Annotated in this window: 16 protein-coding genes; 2 read left to right on the plus strand and 14 right to left on the minus strand. The window is 40.4% G+C overall.

From position 1 onward, the window contains the following. Positions 1-190: 190 nt before the first annotated feature. The 6 genes from ACDF53_RS02335 to ACDF53_RS02360 all read right to left on the minus strand — a co-directional run bounded on the left by ACDF53_RS02335 (position 191) and on the right by ACDF53_RS02360 (position 8,185). On the minus strand, positions 191-793 hold the full coding sequence (locus ACDF53_RS02335) for a hypothetical protein (protein WP_227720698.1): 603 nt from the start codon (positions 791-793) through the stop codon (positions 191-193). Between the two features lie 347 nt (positions 794-1,140). After that, positions 1,141-1,812 carry a respiratory nitrate reductase subunit gamma gene (narI, locus tag ACDF53_RS02340; protein WP_060923920.1) on the minus strand — a complete coding sequence of 224 codons (672 nt, stop codon included), beginning with the start codon at positions 1,810-1,812 and terminating at the stop codon, positions 1,141-1,143. Then, a complete protein-coding gene (narJ, locus tag ACDF53_RS02345) occupies positions 1,809-2,333 on the minus strand; it encodes a nitrate reductase molybdenum cofactor assembly chaperone (protein ID WP_295821227.1) in 525 nt (174 codons plus the stop codon). Before narJ ends, narI begins: the two co-directional genes overlap by 4 nt. Continuing rightward, positions 2,333-3,760: a nitrate reductase subunit beta gene (gene narH / locus ACDF53_RS02350; RefSeq protein WP_370815361.1), complete on the minus strand. Its 1,428-nt coding sequence runs from the start codon at positions 3,758-3,760 to the stop codon at positions 2,333-2,335. The genes narJ and narH overlap by 1 nt, the downstream gene beginning before the upstream one ends. Continuing rightward, positions 3,750-7,427: a nitrate reductase subunit alpha gene (locus ACDF53_RS02355; RefSeq protein WP_370815362.1), complete on the minus strand. Its 3,678-nt coding sequence runs from the start codon at positions 7,425-7,427 to the stop codon at positions 3,750-3,752. Before ACDF53_RS02355 ends, narH begins: the two co-directional genes overlap by 11 nt. 71 nt (positions 7,428-7,498) lie before the next feature. Continuing rightward, positions 7,499-8,185 carry a Crp/Fnr family transcriptional regulator gene (locus tag ACDF53_RS02360; RefSeq protein WP_370815363.1) on the minus strand — a complete coding sequence of 229 codons (687 nt, stop codon included), beginning with the start codon at positions 8,183-8,185 and terminating at the stop codon, positions 7,499-7,501. 355 nt (positions 8,186-8,540) lie between these two features. Here ACDF53_RS02360 and ACDF53_RS02365 point away from each other — a divergent pair, with 355 nt between their 5' ends. Continuing rightward, positions 8,541-9,878 carry an MFS transporter gene (locus tag ACDF53_RS02365; RefSeq protein ID WP_370815364.1) on the plus strand — a complete coding sequence of 446 codons (1,338 nt, stop codon included), beginning with the start codon at positions 8,541-8,543 and terminating at the stop codon, positions 9,876-9,878. A 305-nt stretch (positions 9,879-10,183) separates the two neighbouring features. Here ACDF53_RS02365 and hemQ read toward each other — a convergent pair whose 3' ends face one another. The 6 genes from hemQ to ACDF53_RS02395 form a co-directional block, all read right to left on the minus strand. Further along, positions 10,184-10,915 (minus strand): hydrogen peroxide-dependent heme synthase, encoded by a 732-nt coding sequence (gene hemQ / locus ACDF53_RS02370; RefSeq protein ID WP_005387634.1) that lies wholly within the window; start codon positions 10,913-10,915, stop codon positions 10,184-10,186. A gap of 142 nt (positions 10,916-11,057) precedes the next feature. Further along, positions 11,058-12,680 carry a protoporphyrinogen oxidase gene (gene hemG / locus ACDF53_RS02375; protein ID WP_370815365.1) on the minus strand — a complete coding sequence of 541 codons (1,623 nt, stop codon included), beginning with the start codon at positions 12,678-12,680 and terminating at the stop codon, positions 11,058-11,060. Then, positions 12,677-13,576: a ferrochelatase gene (hemH, locus tag ACDF53_RS02380; protein WP_295821279.1), complete on the minus strand. Its 900-nt coding sequence runs from the start codon at positions 13,574-13,576 to the stop codon at positions 12,677-12,679. Before hemH ends, hemG begins: the two co-directional genes overlap by 4 nt. 4 nt (positions 13,577-13,580) lie before the next feature. Beyond that, positions 13,581-14,624, minus strand: coding sequence for a uroporphyrinogen decarboxylase (hemE, locus tag ACDF53_RS02385; RefSeq protein ID WP_295821278.1), 1,044 nt, complete (start codon positions 14,622-14,624; stop codon positions 13,581-13,583). A gap of 163 nt (positions 14,625-14,787) precedes the next feature. Then, positions 14,788-17,670: an AAA family ATPase gene (locus ACDF53_RS02390; protein WP_370815366.1), complete on the minus strand. Its 2,883-nt coding sequence runs from the start codon at positions 17,668-17,670 to the stop codon at positions 14,788-14,790. Then, complete coding sequence (locus tag ACDF53_RS02395) at positions 17,660-18,931, minus strand: DNA repair exonuclease (RefSeq protein ID WP_227720514.1); 1,272 nt, start codon at positions 18,929-18,931, stop codon at positions 17,660-17,662. The genes ACDF53_RS02390 and ACDF53_RS02395 overlap by 11 nt, the downstream gene beginning before the upstream one ends. A gap of 329 nt (positions 18,932-19,260) precedes the next feature. On the opposite strand from ACDF53_RS02395, the gene bioB reads away from it, so the two are divergent. Next, entirely contained in the window at positions 19,261-20,289 is a 1,029-nt protein-coding gene (gene bioB, locus ACDF53_RS02400; RefSeq protein ID WP_227720516.1) for a biotin synthase BioB, read from the plus strand. 117 nt (positions 20,290-20,406) lie between these two features. Here the strand turns inward: bioB and ACDF53_RS02405 are convergent, their stop codons facing one another. Both ACDF53_RS02405 and ACDF53_RS02410 read right to left on the minus strand, forming a co-directional pair. Further along, positions 20,407-20,769: a hypothetical protein gene (locus ACDF53_RS02405; RefSeq protein WP_105090068.1), complete on the minus strand. Its 363-nt coding sequence runs from the start codon at positions 20,767-20,769 to the stop codon at positions 20,407-20,409. Positions 20,770-21,213: 444 nt separating this feature from the next. Continuing rightward, positions 21,214-21,813 (minus strand): TetR/AcrR family transcriptional regulator, encoded by a 600-nt coding sequence (locus ACDF53_RS02410; protein WP_227720522.1) that lies wholly within the window; start codon positions 21,811-21,813, stop codon positions 21,214-21,216. Between the last annotated feature and the right edge of the window lie 26 nt (positions 21,814-21,839).

The raw sequence follows: 21,839 nt of genomic DNA on the forward strand, positions 1-21,839 counted from the left end.
CATTATCATTATCACATATAACACAAAAAATAATAACAACTTTCATTAATTGAGTAAAGAGAAAATGTATATCAATCTCACAATCATTTATGCGTCAAACTGATAATATCCATATTTAATTCACTAGGAAATAAACATATAAATAAAAAACCCCTTCCGTGTAATACAGAAGGGATTCTCGTGATTCATATTATTTCTTTTTAAACATCAAGTAGATGCAGTAGATAACAAGGCCATATGTGATGATATCAAATACTTGTAAGAATGGTACCATTTTGGAAATGCGATTAAAACCATGAATATGTATATCTGCAGCTACTAATGCAACTAAGTTGAAACGGTGCAACCAAATACCAATATTACGGCTAGATGCCGTTACTTTTCTAAGTTTTGGAGTTAAGAACGCAAGTCCAGAGATTGTACCAATGCCGAAAGAAGTAAGGGCCACATAGCCCCCCCACCAACCAAGAACGGATTTAGCAGCTTTACCAAAATAGAGATATAAATGGAATGCAATAACAGCTACAGATGCAATACCTAATGCACGGTGAACCTTGAACATTTCACCTAAGTTATAACGGCTTGTAAACCATTTAGGGCGCGTTGCTAAGTAAGTCATCACAATCCATGCACACCAAGGCACAAGGCCTGTATATACTTTATAGTTACCAAAGGCACGACCACCTACCATATAGCCCCACTCTAGCAAACCGATCATAATTAAGGAGAATACTGCAATCCATATAAAGATATGGTAAATACTCTTATACTGTTTCGTTTCCACTTGATTCATCATAAACCTCTCTAACATAATTCCTGAAATATCAATTTTACTTAACATATTTTATCATTTAAATCGAAATTTGCAGATTACTTATATTAGATAGGTAGCATTCATTATAAGAATAATTCTAATTTAGTCTTTCATTCTAACTATATAAACAACTCAAAAGTGTTTCGGTAAAAGTTAGGTAATTCAATCAGAAATAGTGTTATGTTATGTTATGTTATCTAAACTACTCTAACAAAAATTAATAAATAAAAGCCCCTTGTAGTAGTGAGCATCAGCTTTCACTATTACAAGGGGCTACGATTAATTTGTCATATCATGAAGGGCATACAAATCAATCATCATCCTAATTATTTTTCGTCTCGTTTACGATATACAATGAACGGACGTGTTAAGTAGTTGAGTGGAACACTCAAGCAGTGTACCAAACGGCTGAATGGGAAGATAATAGCTACCACCATCCACGCTAACATATGGAATTTAAACATGAATGGTACGCCTTCCATCAAGGATGGATCAGGCATAAAGGATAGTAAGCTACGGAACCAAGGACCGATAGATACGCGGTAATCAAAGAAACCAGATGCATTAAGCAATGTACCAGCCATACCGCTGAAAATGGCTAATGTTAAGAACAAATATAACCATTTATCGAGGCCAGATGTGTTAACTTTCATAGCAGGCACTGTAAAGCGGCGTTTCATCAAGAGCAAGAAGCCTACGATGAAAATAATACCAGCTACAGCACCCATATATAACGCACCTTGATGATACATATGGTCATTAATACCAATAGCAGCAGTCCAAGTTTTAGGAATTAATACACCTACAACGTGACCACCGATAACGCATAGTAAACCAAAGTGGAACAATGGATTAGCGATGCGCAATTGTTTTTTCTCTAAAAATTCACTCGATTTTGTAGTCCAGTTTCTTTCAAAGTAGAAGAAACGAACCAAGGTACCTACGATTAAGAAGGTGAATGCGATGTAAGGCAAAGCGCCCCAAAGGAATAGATTCATCGTGCACCGTCCTCCAATCCATTTGCAACAGACAAGATAATATCAAACAAGAATGCATAAGGCAGTTTAGCCTCAATGAAGCGTTCTCTAATGTATTCCAATTTTGGCTTACAATAGTCGTAAATTTCTTTTGATTTATCTTCATCGATAACGGCACAGAGTTCAAGAAGTGCTGGAATATAATCAGGCATTTCTTTTGGTAAATCATAGTCGTTTTCGAGGAAGAAAGCTTTAAATTTTACGAGCTCTTCCGCTTGCTCCCCTGTACCTTGTAACTCATAAGTGGATAAATACATTGTTGTATTTTGACTGAAATCAAAGGTACGAACATATTGGTCTTCGAATTCTTTTTTATCGGAGTCCTCTACATAGTCGAAGAATTCTAACAAACCTTGACGAAGTTGAGGATGCTCAACGGATTGGGCGTCCTCTCTCCATTCAGGTAATTCGTTATACCATTGTTCATCAGGATAGCGTAGAAGAAATGACGCAATAAGAGCGATTTTCTGAGCATCCTTCATTATTGACATCCCCCTGTAGGGCAAGCAAAGCCGCGATTATGTTGCATTTCTAGGCGACCTTCGCGAGATACTTTAACATCAGATGGGATAACAAAGCGATCATTGTATTTGGACAATGCCAACAATTTGTACATAGCGTACATTTGATCTTCTGTTAAATCAACTTTGTGTTCGATAGGGCCATCACCTGTTTCACGACGGCGCATGTATTCACGCATGTCGAGAACACGTTGCAATGTACGAGCTAAGATTTCTGTATTACCTGCTGTAAACAGATTAGCTAAGTACTGTACAGGCACGCGCATTTCGTGTGCATCTGGCAAGTATACATCAGATGTTACACGTTGCAAGATTGGGCTGAGTGGTGGCACATACCAAACCATTGGCAATGTACGGTACTCAGGATGCAATGGCAACGCCACGCCCCATTCTTTTACAAGTTTGTATACAGGAGATTTTTGAGCTGCTTTAATCCATGCTTCGGAGATTCCTTCTGCACGAGCTGCTTTGATAACCTCTGGATCATGAGGATCCAAGATTAATTCTACTGTATTTTCGTAAATATCTTGTTCATTTTTTGTAGCTGCCATTTCTTCGACTTTGTCCATGTCGTAGAATACAACGCCTACGTAGCGCATACGACCTACGCATGTTTCAGCACAGATTTGAGGCAAGCCATTTTCCAAACGTGGGTAACAGAACACACATTTTTCAGCTTTATTAGTTTCCCAGTTATAGAAGATTTTTTTGTATGGGCAAGATGGAACACAATGTCTCCAACCGCGGCATACGTCTTGAGATACAAGAACCACCCCATCTTCATCGCGTTTGTAGATGGCGCCAGATGGACATGCAGCTACGCACGCAGGGTTCAAGCAGTGGTTACAAAGACGAGGCAAATAACGCATAAATACTTCTTCGTAATCAAATACGATATCTTCGCCCATCTTAGCCAAGTTCACATCGGAACGAGCATGTTGACCACCAGCCAAATCATCATCCCAGTTAGGACCCCAAGTAACTTCCATTTTTTGTTTCGTTACAAGAGAGCGAGGACGAGCAACTGGTTGGTTATTTTTACGACCGCCATGAATCAATGTTTCATAGTCGTAAGTCCAAGGTTCGAAATAATCCTTCAACTCTGGTTGTTCAGGATGGAAGAATAATTTCATCAAACGATTTGTTTTAGAACCTGTAGAAAGAGCTAATTTACCGGAGTTATCTAGCGTCCAGCCGCCCTTCCATTTTTCTTGGTCTTCCCAATTACGTGGATAGCCTACACCTGGGCGAGTTTCCACGTTATTAAAGTACATATATTCCGCGCCTTCGCGGTTCGTCCATGTATTTTTACAAGTGATAGAACATGTATGACAGCCTAAACACTTATCCAAATTTAGGACCATGGATACTTGAGCTTTAATCTTCAAGCCAATCCACCTCCTTCAACTTACGAGCCACAATTGTCATATCACGTTGGTTACCAGTTGGGCCATAGTAGTTAAAGCCATAGCTCAATTGACCATAACCGCCAATCATGTGTGTCGGTTTCATGTGAATATGAGTTGGTGCGTTGTGTGTACCACCGCGACGGTCTTTCTTAACTTGCGTGCCAGGAACGTTGATGTGACGATCTTGAGAGTGATGCATATAGGAAATGCCACGAGGAATACGTGGAGATACAACTGCACGAGCTGCAACTACACCATTTTTATTGAAAGCTTCTACCCAGTCATTATCTTTAACGCCAATTTCTGCTGCATCATCTTCGTTGAGCCAAATAGTTTGACCACCACGGAACAATGTCAACATTTGTTGGCTATCGAAATACATACTATGAGTAGACCACTTATTATGTGGTGTTAAGTATTTCAATGTAATTTCTGGAACACCTTCTTGTTTGTAGTCACCTTGTACCGGTTTATAGGACAATACAGGTTTGTACAACGCCATAGCTTCACCGTAATCGCGCATCATTTCATGATCACAATAGAAGGATTGACGACCTGTTACGGTACGGAATGGTACTTTATCTTCTGTAGATGTTGTGAACGGGGAATAACGACGGTTTTTATCGTTTTTACCAGTACTTGTTACAGAGCTAATGATGAAGCGTGGTTGGCGAACCATGTCATCAAAGGTAATTTTTTCTTGTTCACGACCTTTTGCGTTCTTTTCAAGATTAGAAAGACCAGTTTTTTCTTCCATTGCCTTCCAAGAACGAACAGCCAATTTACCATTTGTACAAGAAGACAATGTCAATACAGCATTACAAGCTTCTTTACATTCGTAAATGCTTGGACGACCATGAGAAATGAATTCTGGATTATCGATTGTACCATTTTGTGCGTACAATGTTTGATATTCATCAGATACATCCCAAGCCAAGCCATGAGCCCCCATTTTGTTTTCGATGTTAGGTCCCAAAGCAATGAATTTTTCAAAGATTTGGCTATAGTTGCGTTTTACATGAACGAGGTTAGGCATTGTTTTACCAGGAATTGGTTCACATTCGCCTTTGCTCCAGTCGAGAACCTTACCTTCTGGTTGAGCCACTTCACCTGGGCTGTCATGACCAAGAGGCAATGCTACGATATCTTCGTATTCTGTGAAGCCAGACTCTTTTGCTACGCGAGATACTGTTTCTGCAAGGGTACGGAATGTATCCCAGTCAGATTTAGTTTCCCATGCGCAATCAACAGCAGCTTGGAACACGTGTACATATGGATGCATATCTGTAGAAGACAAGTCTTCTTTTTCATACCATGTAGCTGCAGGGAATACGATATCAGAGTACAAGCCTGTAGAAGCCATACGGAAGTCGATGTCGATGAGAAGGTCAAGTTTACCTGCCCCATCAGCTTCACGCCATTTTATTTCTTCTGGACGTGTAGGTGCATCGTCATCTTCTAATACCGCATTTTTAGTACCTAATAGATGTTTCAAGAAGTATTCATGGCCTTTAGAAGAGGAACCGATAAGGTTCGCACGCCATACGAACAAGTTGCGTGGGTGATTTTCTTTAGCCGCAGGATCTTCTACGCAGAATTGTAATTCTTTATTTTTCAACGCTTGCGCCACATATTGATTAATTTCTGCTTCTGTACCAGCACCAGCTGCACGAGCATCGTTAATCAAGTCTTGGCTGCCTTTATTGAAAGTAGGGTAAGATGGCAACCAACCTAAACGTGCAGCCAATACGTTGTAGTCACCAGGGTGACGGTAACGAGGCTTAGCTAATTTAGATACGCGGTCTGCCAAGTCGATGCAATCAGAACGATATTGTTCTGTAGCAAAGTAGAACCAGGATGTACCATTTTGCAAACGAGGAGCTTTACTCCAGTCGTTAGCTGTCATGATACCGCCCCAACCTTCAATAGGACGAAGTTTTTCTTGACCTACGTAGTGAGCCCAGCCACCACCGTTAACACCTTCTGTACCACAGAACATGATAAGGTTCAAGATTGTACGGTAAATCACGTCAGCATGGTACCAGTGGTTGATACCACCGCCCATGATAATCATGGAACGACCTTTAGTTTTTTCTGCATTATCTGCAAACTCACGAGCTGTAGCAATAGCGATATCTGCTTTTACGCCAGTAATTTTTTCTTGCCATGTAGGTGTGTAAGGAGTGTCATCTGTATAAGATGTTGCCACTTCACCACCGATACCACGATCGATACCATAGTTAGCAAGAATAAGGTCATATACGGTAGTTACTTTTACAGGACCATCTACAGTTTGTACTGTAATAGTTGGAATAGCACGTTCAATAACACCTTCGTGCTCTTCATCGCCAAAGTATGGCAACTTAACAACAGTCACGTCTTCACGTTGATCAAACACGGATAAGCGAGGATCGATTTTAGCCCCTGTATCGCGGTTTTCTAGGCGCAAATTCCATTTTTGTGGATTTGTATGACGTTCGCCCATTGTACCATTAGGAATAACGATTTCATTTGTTGTTTCATCGATCAATACCATTTGGAAGTCTGCGCCTTCCTCTTGGCGACCCAAGTCCTTAGCATTCAAGAAACGACCAGGTTGAACTGTGCCGTTGATGTCTTCAACGCGTACAAGGAATGGCATATCTGTGAACTCTTTAGCATACTCTTTGAAGTATGGAGTTTCTTTATCGATGTAGTATTCTTTTAAGATTACGTGGCCCATTGCCATAGCAAGAGCCGCATCAGTACCGGCTTTTACATTGAGCCAAGCATCGGAAGAAGTTGTAGATTCCGCATAGTCAGGGGATACGGATACTACTTTAGTACCTTTGTAACGAACCTCTGTTAAGAAGTGAGCATCTGGCGTACGAGTCAATGGTACGTTAGAACCCCAAGTCATGATGTAACCAGCATTGTACCAGTCACCAGATTCAGGAGTATCAGTTTGTTCACCCCAAACTTGAGGGCTAGAAGGTGGTAAATCGGCATACCAGTCATAGAAGGACAATGGTGAACCACCCATTAAGTTAAGGAAACGAGCACCTGCTGCATAGGACAACATGGACATCGCTGGAATTACAGAGAAGCCTGCGTTGCGGTCAGGGCCGTATGTTTTTGCAGTATATAATAAGGATGCGGCAGTAATTTCTGTCGCTTCATCCCATGTGGAGCGCACAAAGCCACCCATACCACGGGCAGATTTGTATTTCTTCGCTTTTTCAGGATCTTCTACGATAGATTTCCAAGCTTCGATTGGGTTCTTAGCATTCTTTTTAGCTTCTCTCCAAAGCTCAGCCAATTCGCCGCGCACATATGGATATTTTACGCGCAATGGGCTATAGAGATACCAAGAGAATGTTGCACCACGAGGGCACCCACGTGGTTCGTAATCCGGCATATCATCTGGTGTTTCAGGGTAATCAGTAGCCTGATTTTCCCACGCTACAACACCATTCTTAACGTAGATATTCCAGCTACAAGAACCAGTACAGTTTACGCCATGCGTTGTGCGGACAACTTTATCGTAAGACCAACGGTCACGATAAAAATTTTCCCACTCGCGACCGCCATCTTCAGTTATTTGATGGCCGCTTGGAGATACGTTCTTCTTGCGAAGAAACTTAAACTTTTGAGACAACAAGCTCATCTCGTGTCCTCCTTCAAAACTACAAAAAAATCCTTTGTGCTAGCTGAGCTAACACAAAGGAGAAAATACTGTTATTCGATATTACTAATATTAGGGTCTATATTATCAACCTCTAAATCAAGCAATCCGATTAAAGCATCAAAATCACAGATTACTAGATGGTGTTTGTCATAGGCTACATAGCCCAACTTACGCAACTCACTTAGCATGCGATTTAAACTTTCTCTTGATGTGGCAGCAAATTCAGCCAACTCTTGATTTGTTAGGGCGATATCGATAAAGATACCATCCTCGCGCTCTACACCATAACTATTGGCTAAGCGCAACAAGGTAGAATAAAATGCTCCCTTCTTGCCATATAGTAGCAAGTCTCGGTATTTTGCCTGTTGACGCCGCATATGTAATGTGTAGATTTGCATCATCGCAATAGCCAATGAATGATCTTTTGCAATAGCTGACTCTAACACATCATAGCGAATGGAATAAACAGAGCAATCCTCCCGAGCGATGGCGTTGAACACATACGTTCTTGTGTTCTCCTCATACAACGGAACCTCACCAATTACATTATTCGGACCTACTAGACGCAACGCAAAAATGTGCCCACTAGACTCGAATTTCTTAATGCTCATTCTACCTTTTAACACTACGTAAAAGTGTTCTGCCTTGTCCCCCTCGTGGAAGAGAAAATCACCTTTTTTAAGATGGAGTTCCTCGCCCGGCAAAGCAAGTAATTGGTTAATTAAATTTTCATCCATACCTTCACCACTCCATTGTACTTTTAAAATAAAATCCATTAGTTATACTAATCTATTTATAGTAAAAGTACATGTATTATATACTTTTTTGTATATATAAGATTATTATAACTTATTAATTTCAGAATATGTGTGTTTTATGTCACATTCACAAAAATTTTTACAATATATAATATATTTGTGATATAAGACATTGAAAATTTTGTTGATACAATAATTATAACTCAGTTCTCTAAGTAATTCGAATACTTTCTATAGAAATTCTATAGATTGCAATATTCATATACATTGACTGATAATTGTATCCTCCATGTCTTCATTGCATGTATAGTTTTTCAGTAAGGAGAAGTTCAAAATGAGCGAACTAAAAATGCCTCAAGTAGGGGCAAGCCGTAGCGAAATTGTGGCTAATTGGCAACCAGATAATCCAGAATTTTGGGAAAAGTTTGGTAAAAAAATTGCTAAACAAAACTTGGTTATATCCACAATCGCATTAACCCTTTCATTCTGTGTATGGTACTTGTGGGCAACCATTGCAGCGCAACTAAATGGCGCTGGCTTTAACTTTACAACAGATCAATTATTTACCTTAGCTGCATTGCCAGGCCTTGTAGGTGCTACATTACGTTTTGTATATACCTACATGCCAGCCTTAATCGGTGGTAAAAACTGGACATTTATTTCCACACTTATTCTATTAGTTCCTGTTGTATGGCTCGGCTTTGCCGTTCAAGATACAACAACTTCTTATACGACATTCATGATTTTGACTGCCCTTATCGGTTTAGCGGGCGCCAACTTCTCGTCCTCCATGGCGTACATTGGCAACTTCTTCCCTAAATCCGAAAAAGGTACTGCTCTTGGTATCAACGGCGGCGTTGGTAACCTTGGTATTTCTGTAATCTACTTCTTGGCTCCATTCGCTATGGGTTCTGCTGCACTAGGTAGTGTATTTGGTGTAACACCAGCTATCATCAAAGGTAACGCAGTATACCTTGCCAATGCAGCTTTCATGTGGATCGTACCACTCGTTGTTATCCTTGCACTTATGACACGTTTCATGGATAACTTACCACTAGAAAAACCAAATCCTAAAAATCTTGTACAAATCTTTGGGAACAAACACACTTGGGCACTTACATTGCTATACACTTGTTCCTTCGGTGCTTTCTCTGGTTATGCGGCAGCACTTGGCTTATTAGTAGGTAAAGAATTCCCTGAAGTTCCATTTGCTTCTATCGCATTTGTTGGTCCTCTTGTAGCAGGTGCCCTTCGTCCTGTAGGCGGTTGGTTAGCTGATAAGATTAACAGCGGTACAAAAGTTACCTTTGTAAGCCTTCTCGGTCTATGTGTAACAACAGCGCTAATTGCAGTTGGCGTAGATATGCACAACTTCCCATTCTTCTTTGCTATGTCCGTGTTGACCTTCGTAAGCTGTGGTTTCGCAACAGGTGCAACATTCCGTATGATTCCTCACGTATTCGGCAATCCATTGCTTTCCTCTTTAATTACAGGTTTCGTTGCTGCCGTAGCTGCATACGGTGCCTTTATTACACCTAAAATCTTCGGCTTTGTATATTCCACATTTGGTAATATCCATCCAGCCTTTGCTGTACTATTAGCCTTCAACATCGTAACTGTAGCAGTATGCTACTGGTTCTATGTGCGTAAAAGCGCAAACATGAACGTATAATTTTCTGGAAACAGAAAATTTACGTTCACTCCACAGTACAACAAAATATAATTCACTTTTCTAAACTAAGTGGTAAAAGAAACCCCGCATCTCTCCTCCATACGTATCAGGTCTGCGGCCTAGGGCCTTGACCTCGTAAGTCGGATCGATGCGGGGTTTTCTTTTATAAGAATATAGTTATGGATATCCTACTCAAACATAGTGAATTATATTTTACGCAGTACAAGACGTTAACAAATTTTCTGTTCAAAATTATAACCTTCATTTCAAGGGAAGAAAAGGGGACTGCTAAGCAGTCCCTTTTATTATCCAAAGATTTCTTCTAGTAATGCATCGTCGATGATGGTACCAACGTAGAAGTCGCTAAAGATGCCGTATTTTGCACTGGCGATTTCAAAGCGCATATCGTATACGATTTTTTTGAATTGGATGTCGTCGTTACTGAAGATAGTAATACCCCATTCCCAGTCGTCTAGTCCACAGCCACCTGTTGTAAATTCAGATAGAACGTCTAAATATGTTTTACCAAGCTCGCCGTGAGATTTCATCAACATGCCGCGTTCTTGTGGTGGTAGCATGAACCAGTTGTCATCACCTTCACGTTTTTTGCTCATGTTATAGAAGCAGATGTATTTATCGCGAGGTACATGAGGGTACAGTTTTTGGTTGACTTCTTCTGTATCGAGTTTAGCTTTAACGTAAGCACTGACTTCTGTTACAGATGTATAGGAATATGTTTGAACTAATACGCTTGCAATAGCGAGGCGACGGAATTTGCGTTCTACTTGTGCCAAGTATTCAAGGGATGGACCAAGGATCCATAGGATTAAATCCCCTTTTGCGCCATTGCAATCATAGAATGCATAGCTACCTTCTTTAGCTTGATGTTTAGCCTCAAGATCCGCTAAAAATACTTTTAATTCGTTGCGCGCTTCCGCTTTTTCTTCAGCTGTAAAGCAGTTCCATGCGCTAAAGTCCATGGCAAATACCATGTGTTGGCTATGCCAACCTTCTACTGTAGGGATTGCTTTCCCCATTATGATCACTCCTATCTATGGTGATTATATTAAAATGATATATTTCTATTACTATAAGAATCGAAAAGACTCCATATACTATTATAGCATATGGAGTCTTTTCTTATAATTATTTATTAATATTAGTTCTCACTACTTAATATTAGTTTTCATTACTGCCTACAATAGACTGTATGAGTTCTTTCGCCTGTTTCACACCATCAGGAATACCAATTCCATCAAATGGAGTGCCAATAAGGTGTAAGTTTGGATAATTCTCGGCTACATGTTTACGCACAGCTGTAATACCTGCCCGATGGCCCACATTATATTGCGGCATGCAGTGGATGAGACGATTGATACGAACCCATTCAGGTTGCGTAGAGAAACTCATAATGCGTTGAATTTCTTTCACTGCTAATTCTGAAAGTTCCTCATCATTGAGATGTTCTACTACATCATTGCCAGGTTTACCGATAAAGACGCGCAATACAATCTTATCGTCAGGCGTTGTTTGTGGCCACTTTTGATTAAGGATTGTACATGCCGTGAGCGGTGTATCTGTGTTGCGTGTAATCAACAGGCCAGAGCCTTTTAATTCACCATCGAAGGTACTTTTATCAAAGGCCATGATGGCAATAGCGCAACTAGACTGTTCCATGGAGCGCAAGAAATCAAAACCAGTATCATCTTTAAACCACTGATTATACGTTGCCGGCGGTGTGCAGATGATCACGTGATCTGCATTAGCAGTAACGTCATCACTACTAGTTCTCATATCAAGGCCTAATTCTACATTGGAATTTTCATGACTTGCTAATTGACCGTTACAGTTACAGTCCTCGGAATCTTGTTTTACGACGTCTAATGCATATTGACCATCGGTGTAGCGAATATCAGAGACTAATGCACTGGTATGTAGTGATACATTGCTAGGCATTGCTTCAACGATGGCCGTAATAACGCTTTCAAGACCACCTGTCAATTGACGGAACATGCCAGATTGAGCAGCAGTGCCCTTGCGACTTGCCATATCCGCATGTGCCTTAGTGGCCTTCGCTTCATGACTTTCAAATTGACGGTCTGTCATAGTCCCTTTACCAGCACGCGGTACGTCACCTTCAGCAACAGCACCTTTAGCCGCTTTAGTAACCCCCGCTTTGGAGTGGCCCATCTTAGCAGCCATCATACCTTTTACCATATTCCCATATTTTTGTTCTACTTGAATAAAATGAGGGAACGTAGACAATAAACTGATTTTATAGATATCGCCACCATAGATACCAGCTAATAATGGTTCGATGAGCTTATCCATCATTTCTTGTCCCAAATGGTATTTAAAGAAGTGACCAATGGATACATCACCATTTTTATCGAGCTGATAAGGCTTTTTAAAGTAATCTAAGCTAGCGCGCAATTTCCCAGGCCACGAAATGAGCGTTGCTTTCACAAAAGGCATCATTTCCGTTGGAATCCCCATGATAGAACCACCTGGAATAGGATGTATGGAACCCTTGTCATACACAAAGGCTTGCCCTGTTTCATTCGATACAAGGGTGTCCCCTAATCCGAGATCATAGACGAGATCCGTCATTTCCGTTTTACGGCCTAAGTAAGAATCAGGTCCCAGCTCAACCACGAAGTCATCGACGCGTTGTGTTTGTATTTTCCCACCAAATCGTGGTGCTTGTTCATAAAGAGTGATGGTCCAGTCCGGCTTTGCACGGCCTAAATAATAAGCCGCTGTCAATCCAGTTAAGCCACCGCCCACTATTGTTACATTCACGAATGAATCCTTTCTATTATTGCACTCGCCATCGCTTGCAAGAATGTTTCATTACAATTCGGCATCTGTGCACGCATATATACAGCGCCGCCCGCATCAACGAGTTCTTTACACTCCACATCATTATCGTACAACACCTCTACATGATTGCTGACAAAGCCAAATGGTACAAAGGCGATATGTATCGCACCATTACGTAGAGATTGATTGATGGCCTCTTCTACGGTAGGACCTAACCATTGACCATGTGGGGCCGCGCTCTGCCAAGCCACAGACCAATTAGATAAACCACAACGTTCTGCGATTTCTCGGGCACTTTCCTCTAAGGCTAACGCATAAGAATCTCCATTGTGGCTATTAATAAGCGGTATACTATGAGCACTAAAAATAACAAATACATCTTTAGTGTCATTGATGCAGTCTGAAACTGCTTTTACCCAATACTCGATAAAGGAAGGTTGATTCCACCAGGAGCGAATCACATCAAAGGTTACACCTTGATGCGTGCCAATTGCAGCTTGTACTTGCTTCTCATAGGCCCCTGTACCAAGAGACGTAAAGAATGGAGCCGTTACAATAGCAACGATATGTTCTACCCCTTGTTGGACTAAATCATCTACCGCATCAGCAATAGATGGCTTCATATGAAGATAACCAATAGCTGATGGCATTGATGGCATCAAGGCAAGAAGAGTTTTATATTGACGCTCTGCCATTGTTTGTAATTCTACATTGGACCATTGCCCAATTGCATCATAGCGGCGTGTAAGATTAGCAACCTCAGCTTCTGTAGGCACACGACCATGACGAATGCTCGTCATATATGGCACTAAATCATCCTTACTTGAAGGGCTACCATAGGATAAAAATAATAATCCTTTTTTCTCAATGTTCACTAGACTACCCCTCTTGAGCCCATAGTTCACGACTACGTTCATGTACATAGTCTGTGAGCCAATGAAGCTTCTTAGGATCCGCTTCTGGGAATACGCCATGACCTAAATTAAAGATATGGCGACCGTAACGAACACCGTCAAGTAAAATACGATCTACTTCGTGAGCTAATGTTTTTTCATCGGCGAATAAGTAGGCAGGATCAAGATTGCCTTGTACCGTTTGTGTTACGCCTCGTTCATTAGCCATAACGATGGAGCTACGCCAATCAAGAGCGATTACATCCAATGGTAAATGAGACCAAATAGATACTAAATGATCGGTACCAACACCATTCATAGCCATAGGCAAATGAGGGTATCGATCTTTTACAGTCTTAATAATGCGTTCCATATGAGGATAAATACCTTGTTTATATTGGTCCGCATTCACTGCACCAACCCAAGAGTCGAAGATTTGTAATGCATTCGCACCGGCTTCGGCTTGCATAGACAAATATTCAATGGACATATCTGCTAACTTTGTCATCAATGCATTCCATACATCAGGCGCACCGATGAGCATGCCACGAGTTTTATTGTAATTCTTTGTCGGGCCCCCTTCGATGAGGTATGACGCAATCGTAAATGGTGCGCCACAGAACCCGATGAGCGGAACGTCGAGCATACCAGATGTTAACAGTGTAATTGTTTTTCCAATATAGTTTACCTTTGTAGGATCAAAGGCATCTAATGTATCTACATCAGCCATGGAGCGAATCGGTGTATTAAACACAGGGCCCACACCAGCCTTGAGTTCTACCTTTACATTCATCCCCACCATAGGACTCATAATATCCTTGTAAAGAATTGCAGCATCAACGCCGTATTCTTTTACAGGCAATTCCGTAACGCGAGCGCATAACTCAGGCTCTTTTGTAATCTCAAAGAGCGTATATTTTTCCTTAATTTTGCGGTACTCCGCTTGGCTACGACCAGCTTGGCGCATATACCATACAGGTGTTACACCAGGGTTCTTCCCTTGGATCATATCTAAATATGCTGTATTCAAGTACTCAACCCCTTTCTTTCTAATCTATACTAACACACTATGATAACTAAAACAGTTACTTTAGTTACATCACATATATCATCACTATGAATATTCCCTGTGAAAGCTAAATACCTTCACAGGGGTTCAATTTAGTTCCGACTTAATCAGTGGCAATCAATGTTTAATTGCGACTCAATCTGTGGCAATCAATGCCTGTAATAGATTGAGCCATATCAAATACAGAACGTTGACATGTAAATAACCAGATTTGTTGGTTCTTTCCGATTTCCGCTAATAATTCTAACGCGCTACGTTGACGGTTTTCATCAAAGCGTACGAGAATATCGTCTAATATGATCGGCAAGGATTCGACTTGGTAAGAGAATACCTTAGCTAATGCTAGTCGCAATGCCAAGTATACTTGGTCAGCCAAGCCGCTAGACCAGTACTTAAGCTCTAATCGCTCTCCATTACCATTAATCAAGGCTACACCTTCGTTAATACCGAGAACATCGAAGGTATACATGCCACCAGTTAACCGTTCTATATAAGAAGATGCAAGTTCTAACATATGAGGCTGTTTTTCTTGCTCGTAAGATTGTTGAGCCTTATCCATGCAGTGGCTCATCAACACTTGTGTAGCCCAATCTTCAAGAGCAGATTCCAGTTCATTTTGTAATGCTTCACGCTCTTGAAGCATTTGGTGTTGCTCTTGGTCAGAACCAAGGGCACGCATAGATTCTACAATTTGACCACGGCGCTCATATAAAGTTGCCAATTTGTCTTCAATGGATGCTATTTCTCGTTCAGAATGCGCCAATTCATCAAGCCAATTATCCTTATTGCCTTCACGCAAACGACGATAGAACAAATCTCTATTCTCCGCATCAGGTGCTAGTAAGTCTAACTGAACCTGACTTTGTTTGTAAATGGTTTGCCATTGCTTGTATTGATCTTCATCAATAAGATGTTGACGATATTCGTTGGAGCTTTCCATACCAGCCTTGTGCAATAGCTCTTGTTGACGAAGTAGCAATTCTTTTTCTTTGCGGTGCCAATTATCGTATTCATTGCGGAAGCTTTTGCGTTGTGCCTCCTTTTGTTCCCATACAATTTTATTTTGTTGGAAGTTTTTATATTGGTTATAAATACGTTTTAACTCTGTAGGAGATACAGGGGCCTCAACACCAAGGTTATACCACAAGGTCATGGCTTGGTCTTCAATAACTCGTAAGCCTTCTTTATGCTCTGCTAAGCGCTTTTCATAACCTTCAATAGTACGTAACTGTTCATGATACTGATCGTACTCTTGTTTGAGCCCGAAGAAATCATCTTCGTTAAGGCTCTTCGCCGCACCTTGAGGCAACCAACTCTGCCATGCTGCAAGGGCTTCATCATAAATAGCTTGCAACGTATGACCTTCTTGGATCCAACGATCAAGATGCGCTGCACCCTCTATGGATGGAATTGGGCTCACCACAGGTGTTGCGGCTTTCACAAGTGCCTCTAACTGATGTTCTACATCGGATTTACGAGATGACAAGATTTGTAACTCATAATTCAGTTTAGATACATCAGAATTACCATTATGACGTCGCCATGTAGCATACCAGAACAATGCCATAGATAGGATTAATAGTATAAAGCCGCCAATCGTATAAAGTACAGACTCTAATACTAATAAGCCTGCTAATACGAGTAAAACGCCAATCACTGCAGCTACGCCACTAATGCGTTGTAACCACTTTGGCAAATTACTCGGTTGTGCATCAGGACCATAGCTATCCCGTTTTTCTGTAACCCGATCTATATCCATCAAGATAAGCTCTAGTTCACGTTCGAGATGCTCTTTTTTCGCCAAATCCTCTTCGCTGTAATTTGGTAATGATGCTCCGTCGAGATTGGCTACTGGCAAATCATCGGATGCCTCAGCAGGCTTGCGATCTTGCCAATGTAATAATTGATTTTTAGCAGTGCGCAAGCGACTTGCTAAGCGCTCTCCTTCAAACCAATTCACATCATCAGCCATCGGCTCATCATCACGCCACGCAGAATGCATAGAACGAGAAAACTCTAATTGTTCTCGTACCTTAAAGATATACGCATCCCCTTCTTCACACTCCCGGCGCAATTGTTCCCACTTGGCGCCTTGTTGAATAAGGTCTTCAATATCTTGACCATATGTGCCAAATGGACTATCCGGGCTAAAGTTAGCTGGCATCAAGGCCGCTTCCTTTTCCTGCCACAACTGCATATTGTCTCGAGCTCGTTTGATTTCCTCATCGATGCGAAGGAACTCATCACGACTCAAGGCAAGCTCACTATTGTACTGTTGCATATGCATACGCGCTTCTTCGCTACGGCGATACGTATCCCATGCGCGCAATACGACGTCTATACCATCGCGGTATTCCTTCCACTCTTGCAACTGACCTTGTAATTCTGCTTCAGTCTGTTCCGTACTGTGGAAGGCCTTTTGCAGTTCTACATATTGCGCTTCATGCTCAGCTAAATGGCTTAACTTTTGGCGATTTTCCTTAAGCTCATCCATCAACACGTTGATGCGGCGTTTACCATTGGAGGACGCTACCAATAAATCAGTAGCTCCTTTTTCAACGTCTTTTACAACAGAGCCCAAGTGTTCCCCACCTTCAGCACCGAAGAAGCGGGATCGAATCTCTACCTCTTGCAACACATCGAGGCCTTGTAAATCATCAAGGGTTAATCCGAAAATGTGGTTATATGTTTTTTTATCGATACCATGCCACCAATGTTGAGCAGGCTCTTCATGAATGGCAGGATGTCCAGGACTGTAAAAGTCTAATTGTTTACCCTTACGACCGATGTAGTAGCTTTCACCATTACGCTCCACATCGAGGGCACCCGTCATAGGACCATAAGCCTTATGCGTACCGCCGAATAAAAGGGTGCGCATCCCTTCAAGAAGAGATGTTTTACCACTTTCATTAGGACCATACATGAGCTGAACCCCATGATCACCGGTAGTGAAAGACCAGTCGCGATACGGGCCAAATTCATCAAATCGTATGCGTTTAATGTTCATCGTTAGCCCCCATCAATACAGTAACACCTTCAATTTCACAGCGCTTCAAGGCACGCAATAATAACTCATCACTCAACAAATCGGCATATACACCTAAGCGTTTAAATTCAGGACGTTCTGCCAAAATTTGACGTGCCGTCTGTACTGCATTACCATCAACCATATCGTCATAGGCGCGCAAATAATCGCCTACCACATCAGATAACAATCTACGCTCCGCTAAATTGATACTAGGACGCGTATTACACATCACGCGGTATGGCATAACGAATATAGATTTACTCTTCTCTTCGCTTTGAGACTCTTGCAACCATAATTTACGCACACCTTCTTGTGTACATAAACGATGCAATGGCCCTGTGCCTACGAGAACAATAGAAAGCAAGATGTTCTTCTTATACTGTTTACGCAAATTCTCTTTTTTATGGCGTAAAATTTCTAAGAATTCTGCTTCAGTTTTCATGCCCGCAATATCAATTTTGATTTCTTCAAAACGGATAGCACTGGTTTCAATAAATCGAGGTTCACAATGACCATTATGGGATACAGAAACAAGATAGCACCCCTTAGGGCCTATTTCTTTGCGGTGTAAACCTTGAGGATTACCAGCATATACAACGAGAGGTTCCTCGCTAAGAACTTGAGATTTATGAATATGTCCTAACGCCCAATAGTCCATGGCTGCTTCTGCTAGGTCTGTTAAACTACACGGACCAGTTACATTATGATTTTCAGATCCCGCACTAGAACCAACTGTACCATGCATAACTGCAAGAGAAAACTCATCACGTTCAAAGGCACGATATTGACGCGCATAATTATCGCTTTCATTACCATGGCCACAACTAATACCGTAAACACCACCAATTTCAATATTGTTAACAATCAATGGAAAACGTTGTACTTGTTCACTAGAGAATACATGTACATTGTCAGGCATCTGTAATTGAGCCTTCCAGCTTTCAGCAGGGTCATGATTACCTTGCACCATATAAACTGCAATGCGATGCTCTGCCAAGCGATACATGGCACGTACAAAGCGCACTTGAGCCTCTAAATTATGGTCTTCGCTATTATAAATATCACCAGCTATGACAACAGCATGAACATGCTCATCGATAGCAGTGTCAATAATTGTATCAAAGGCTACATAGGTAGCTTCGCTCACGGCGCGATCAACGGCGCGGCTAATACCTGTAGCATATTGGAAGGGTGCCCCTAAATGCAGGTCACCACAGTGTATAAATCGAAATGGCTGCATCTATATCCACTCCTTATATTAATACTTTTATTATAGTTATATATAGTAATTACAATACTCTATTATACTACAAAACCCTAAAGATTACTTAAAAATAACTATCAATTAAAACCTTAACATAGATTTAACACCTTAATATATATAGTAAAATATAGCCTCTAAAATTAGTTGTAAGTCATATAATTCCTCTGTATTAAAAGCGCTCTAAAAACTACATACATATTTTTGTTAACTCAAAAATACATTAAGTTGACAATTTATGCACTAACGTTTACAATCAAATTGTCAATATTTTATATTTTTATTAAGTTAACAATTAGGAGGCTATTATGGCTTTGCCTACAGATCAACAACCATCCCAGGTGGGAACATACGAAAAAATCCTTACTATAGCAAATCGTATTATGCATGGTGGTGAAATTACAAAAGAAGAAGCAATTGAGTTAATTCATACATCTGATGATGATACGATGATTCTGCTCGCTATGGCAGATAAAATTCGTCAACATTTCAATGACAACTCCGTAGATGTATGCGCCATTGTAAATGCACGATCTGGCAAATGTCCTGAAAACTGTAAATTCTGTGCTCAATCTGCACATCACGAAACAGGCGTTCAAGTATATCCGTTCATGGATGATGAAAGCATCCTCGATGCGGCTCGCAAAGCTAAAGAGGCAGGCGCTATTCGCTTCTCCATCGTAACAAGTGGTCGTAATACTAATAACCCAAACGAATTCGATCAAATCATTCGCGTATTAGGCCGCATTAAAGATGAAGTAGGCCTCGAAATTTGCTGTTCTCTTGGTTTGTTAACTTATGAACAAGCTCTCAAATTGAAAGAAGTGGGTGTAACTCGATACCACTCCAATATCGAAACAGCACCTAGTCACTTCCCAGATATTTGTACAACCCATTCCTACGAAGATAAAATGTCTACCATCGACAACGCTCAAAAAGCAGGCATTCGCGTTTGCTCTGGCGGCATCCTTGGACTCAACGAGACATTAGAACAACGCGTAGAAATGGCATTTGAGCTTAAACGCTTACATATTGACTCTGTACCACTCAACATTTTGAATCCTGTTAAAGGTACGCCATTTGAAAGCAATAAAGCATTACGTCCATTAGATATTTTACGTACCTTCGCTGTATTCCGTTTCATCTTGCCAAATGCATTGATTCGTACAGCTGGTGGTCGTGAAGTAAATCTTCGTGACTTACAAGCTTATGCTTTAAAAGGTGGCCTTAACGGTATCATGGTTGGTGGCTACTTAACAACTGGCGGTCGCTCTCCACAAGACGATCTCCAAATGATTCAAGACTTGGAATTAAGCCGCAACTCTGCCCAAGTTTAAATTTCTGTATATACCATTCTCCTTTGAGGATGTTGTATATAAAAAATATTCCTAAGATTTATAAATTTTTTACACATATAAAAAGAACCATCTAGTTTGCTGTGCTAGATGGTTCTTTTATTGCCATAATAAATTATAAATGGCTTGACCATTTGTATTACCTTCAATAGGTTCAGGGTTTTCATTGAACTCTACATTTTCATAGGGTGTACCGTCTGCCATGTATGCATCTACCTTTAATGTTTCCATGGTACGGTTATATCTACTTATATACACTTTATATCGCAATTCGTCGCCACCCAGTTCATTGACCCGCAGCCACAAAAGCGCATCATAATCACTTTTTTGAACACTGTCGTTGTCAATAAATAATTGGTTTCCTGATGCATCTGGTCCAACATAGTACCAGTCCGTTGCGTTAGCAGTCCCCCCTATACTGAGTAGCCACAAAAGGGACAATATGGTAAATATTTTCCTCATATGACTGCTCCTCTCATGCTATAGAGCTGTATACTTTATAAAACTCTAATAGCCATTAAACCTTTATAAAATATACAACTTCTCCTTTATATATAATACCAAAATTGTCCCATATTTATCAACAATAATTAAACTTAATTATTATCTTTTTTAGAATTTCAAGAAATTAAAAGAAATTTCTTAAAAAATTTCATTTTCAACTCATTTTTTGTTCTTATAATGACAATGTCAAATGATAAATAGAGGTAACAATTCCCTGGTTACCATACGTGTATTTATCTCCCGACAAGTATTACTAACCCCAAACCTACTACTTGTTTAAATACATGGTTCATTTGATATTAATACTAACACTCCCCTTACATGAAAAAAGGACTCCAGTTGGAGTCCTTTTTTCGTTGTATAAAACTTTAATGAATCTCAAAATATAAACGTGTATAAATTCTATTTACTTTGTAATCCACGATAAACTAGTTCAAAAATAATTTTCAGAGCTTCTAACCACTCATCGCTCTGAGACCACTTATATTGTTTATTAACAGCATATAGACCGTGTACTAAAAATATAAAAATAGATACCCCCACATCAAACGAAACGCCAAGAGATTCTGCCATAACGAGCCCTTGCCGATCTTTTTCACGTCCTATAATGCGTTGTAATACATATTCTGAAATTTGTTCATCTAAAAATAAAGGTAAATACTTTTTATGTCGTATAATACGCTGACATAAAGGCAATCTATCAAAAATAGAATCGTATGCTTCTCTCAACGAAACAGAATTAGAAGCAGCTGATAAGGTGTTAGCTATGGTTTGTAAATTGTTGTTATCTACCATTCCTGGCTTTGAATAAGCGATTGCATCATCCACTAAATCATCAACAATTTCCATGATATTACTATAGTGTAAATAAAAAGTAGAACGAGTTATACCCGAAGCTTTACACAACGATGTTACTGTTACAGACTCAAAAGAATTGTTTGCTAAACAACTAAGCAAGCCTTCTTTTAACAACATACGTGTCATTTCTTTTCGAGTTATCATATAACCTCCAATATAGACACTTTTAT

It is taken from the genome of Veillonella sp. (assembly GCF_041333735.1).
Lineage (GTDB): Bacteria > Bacillota > Negativicutes > Veillonellales > Veillonellaceae > Veillonella.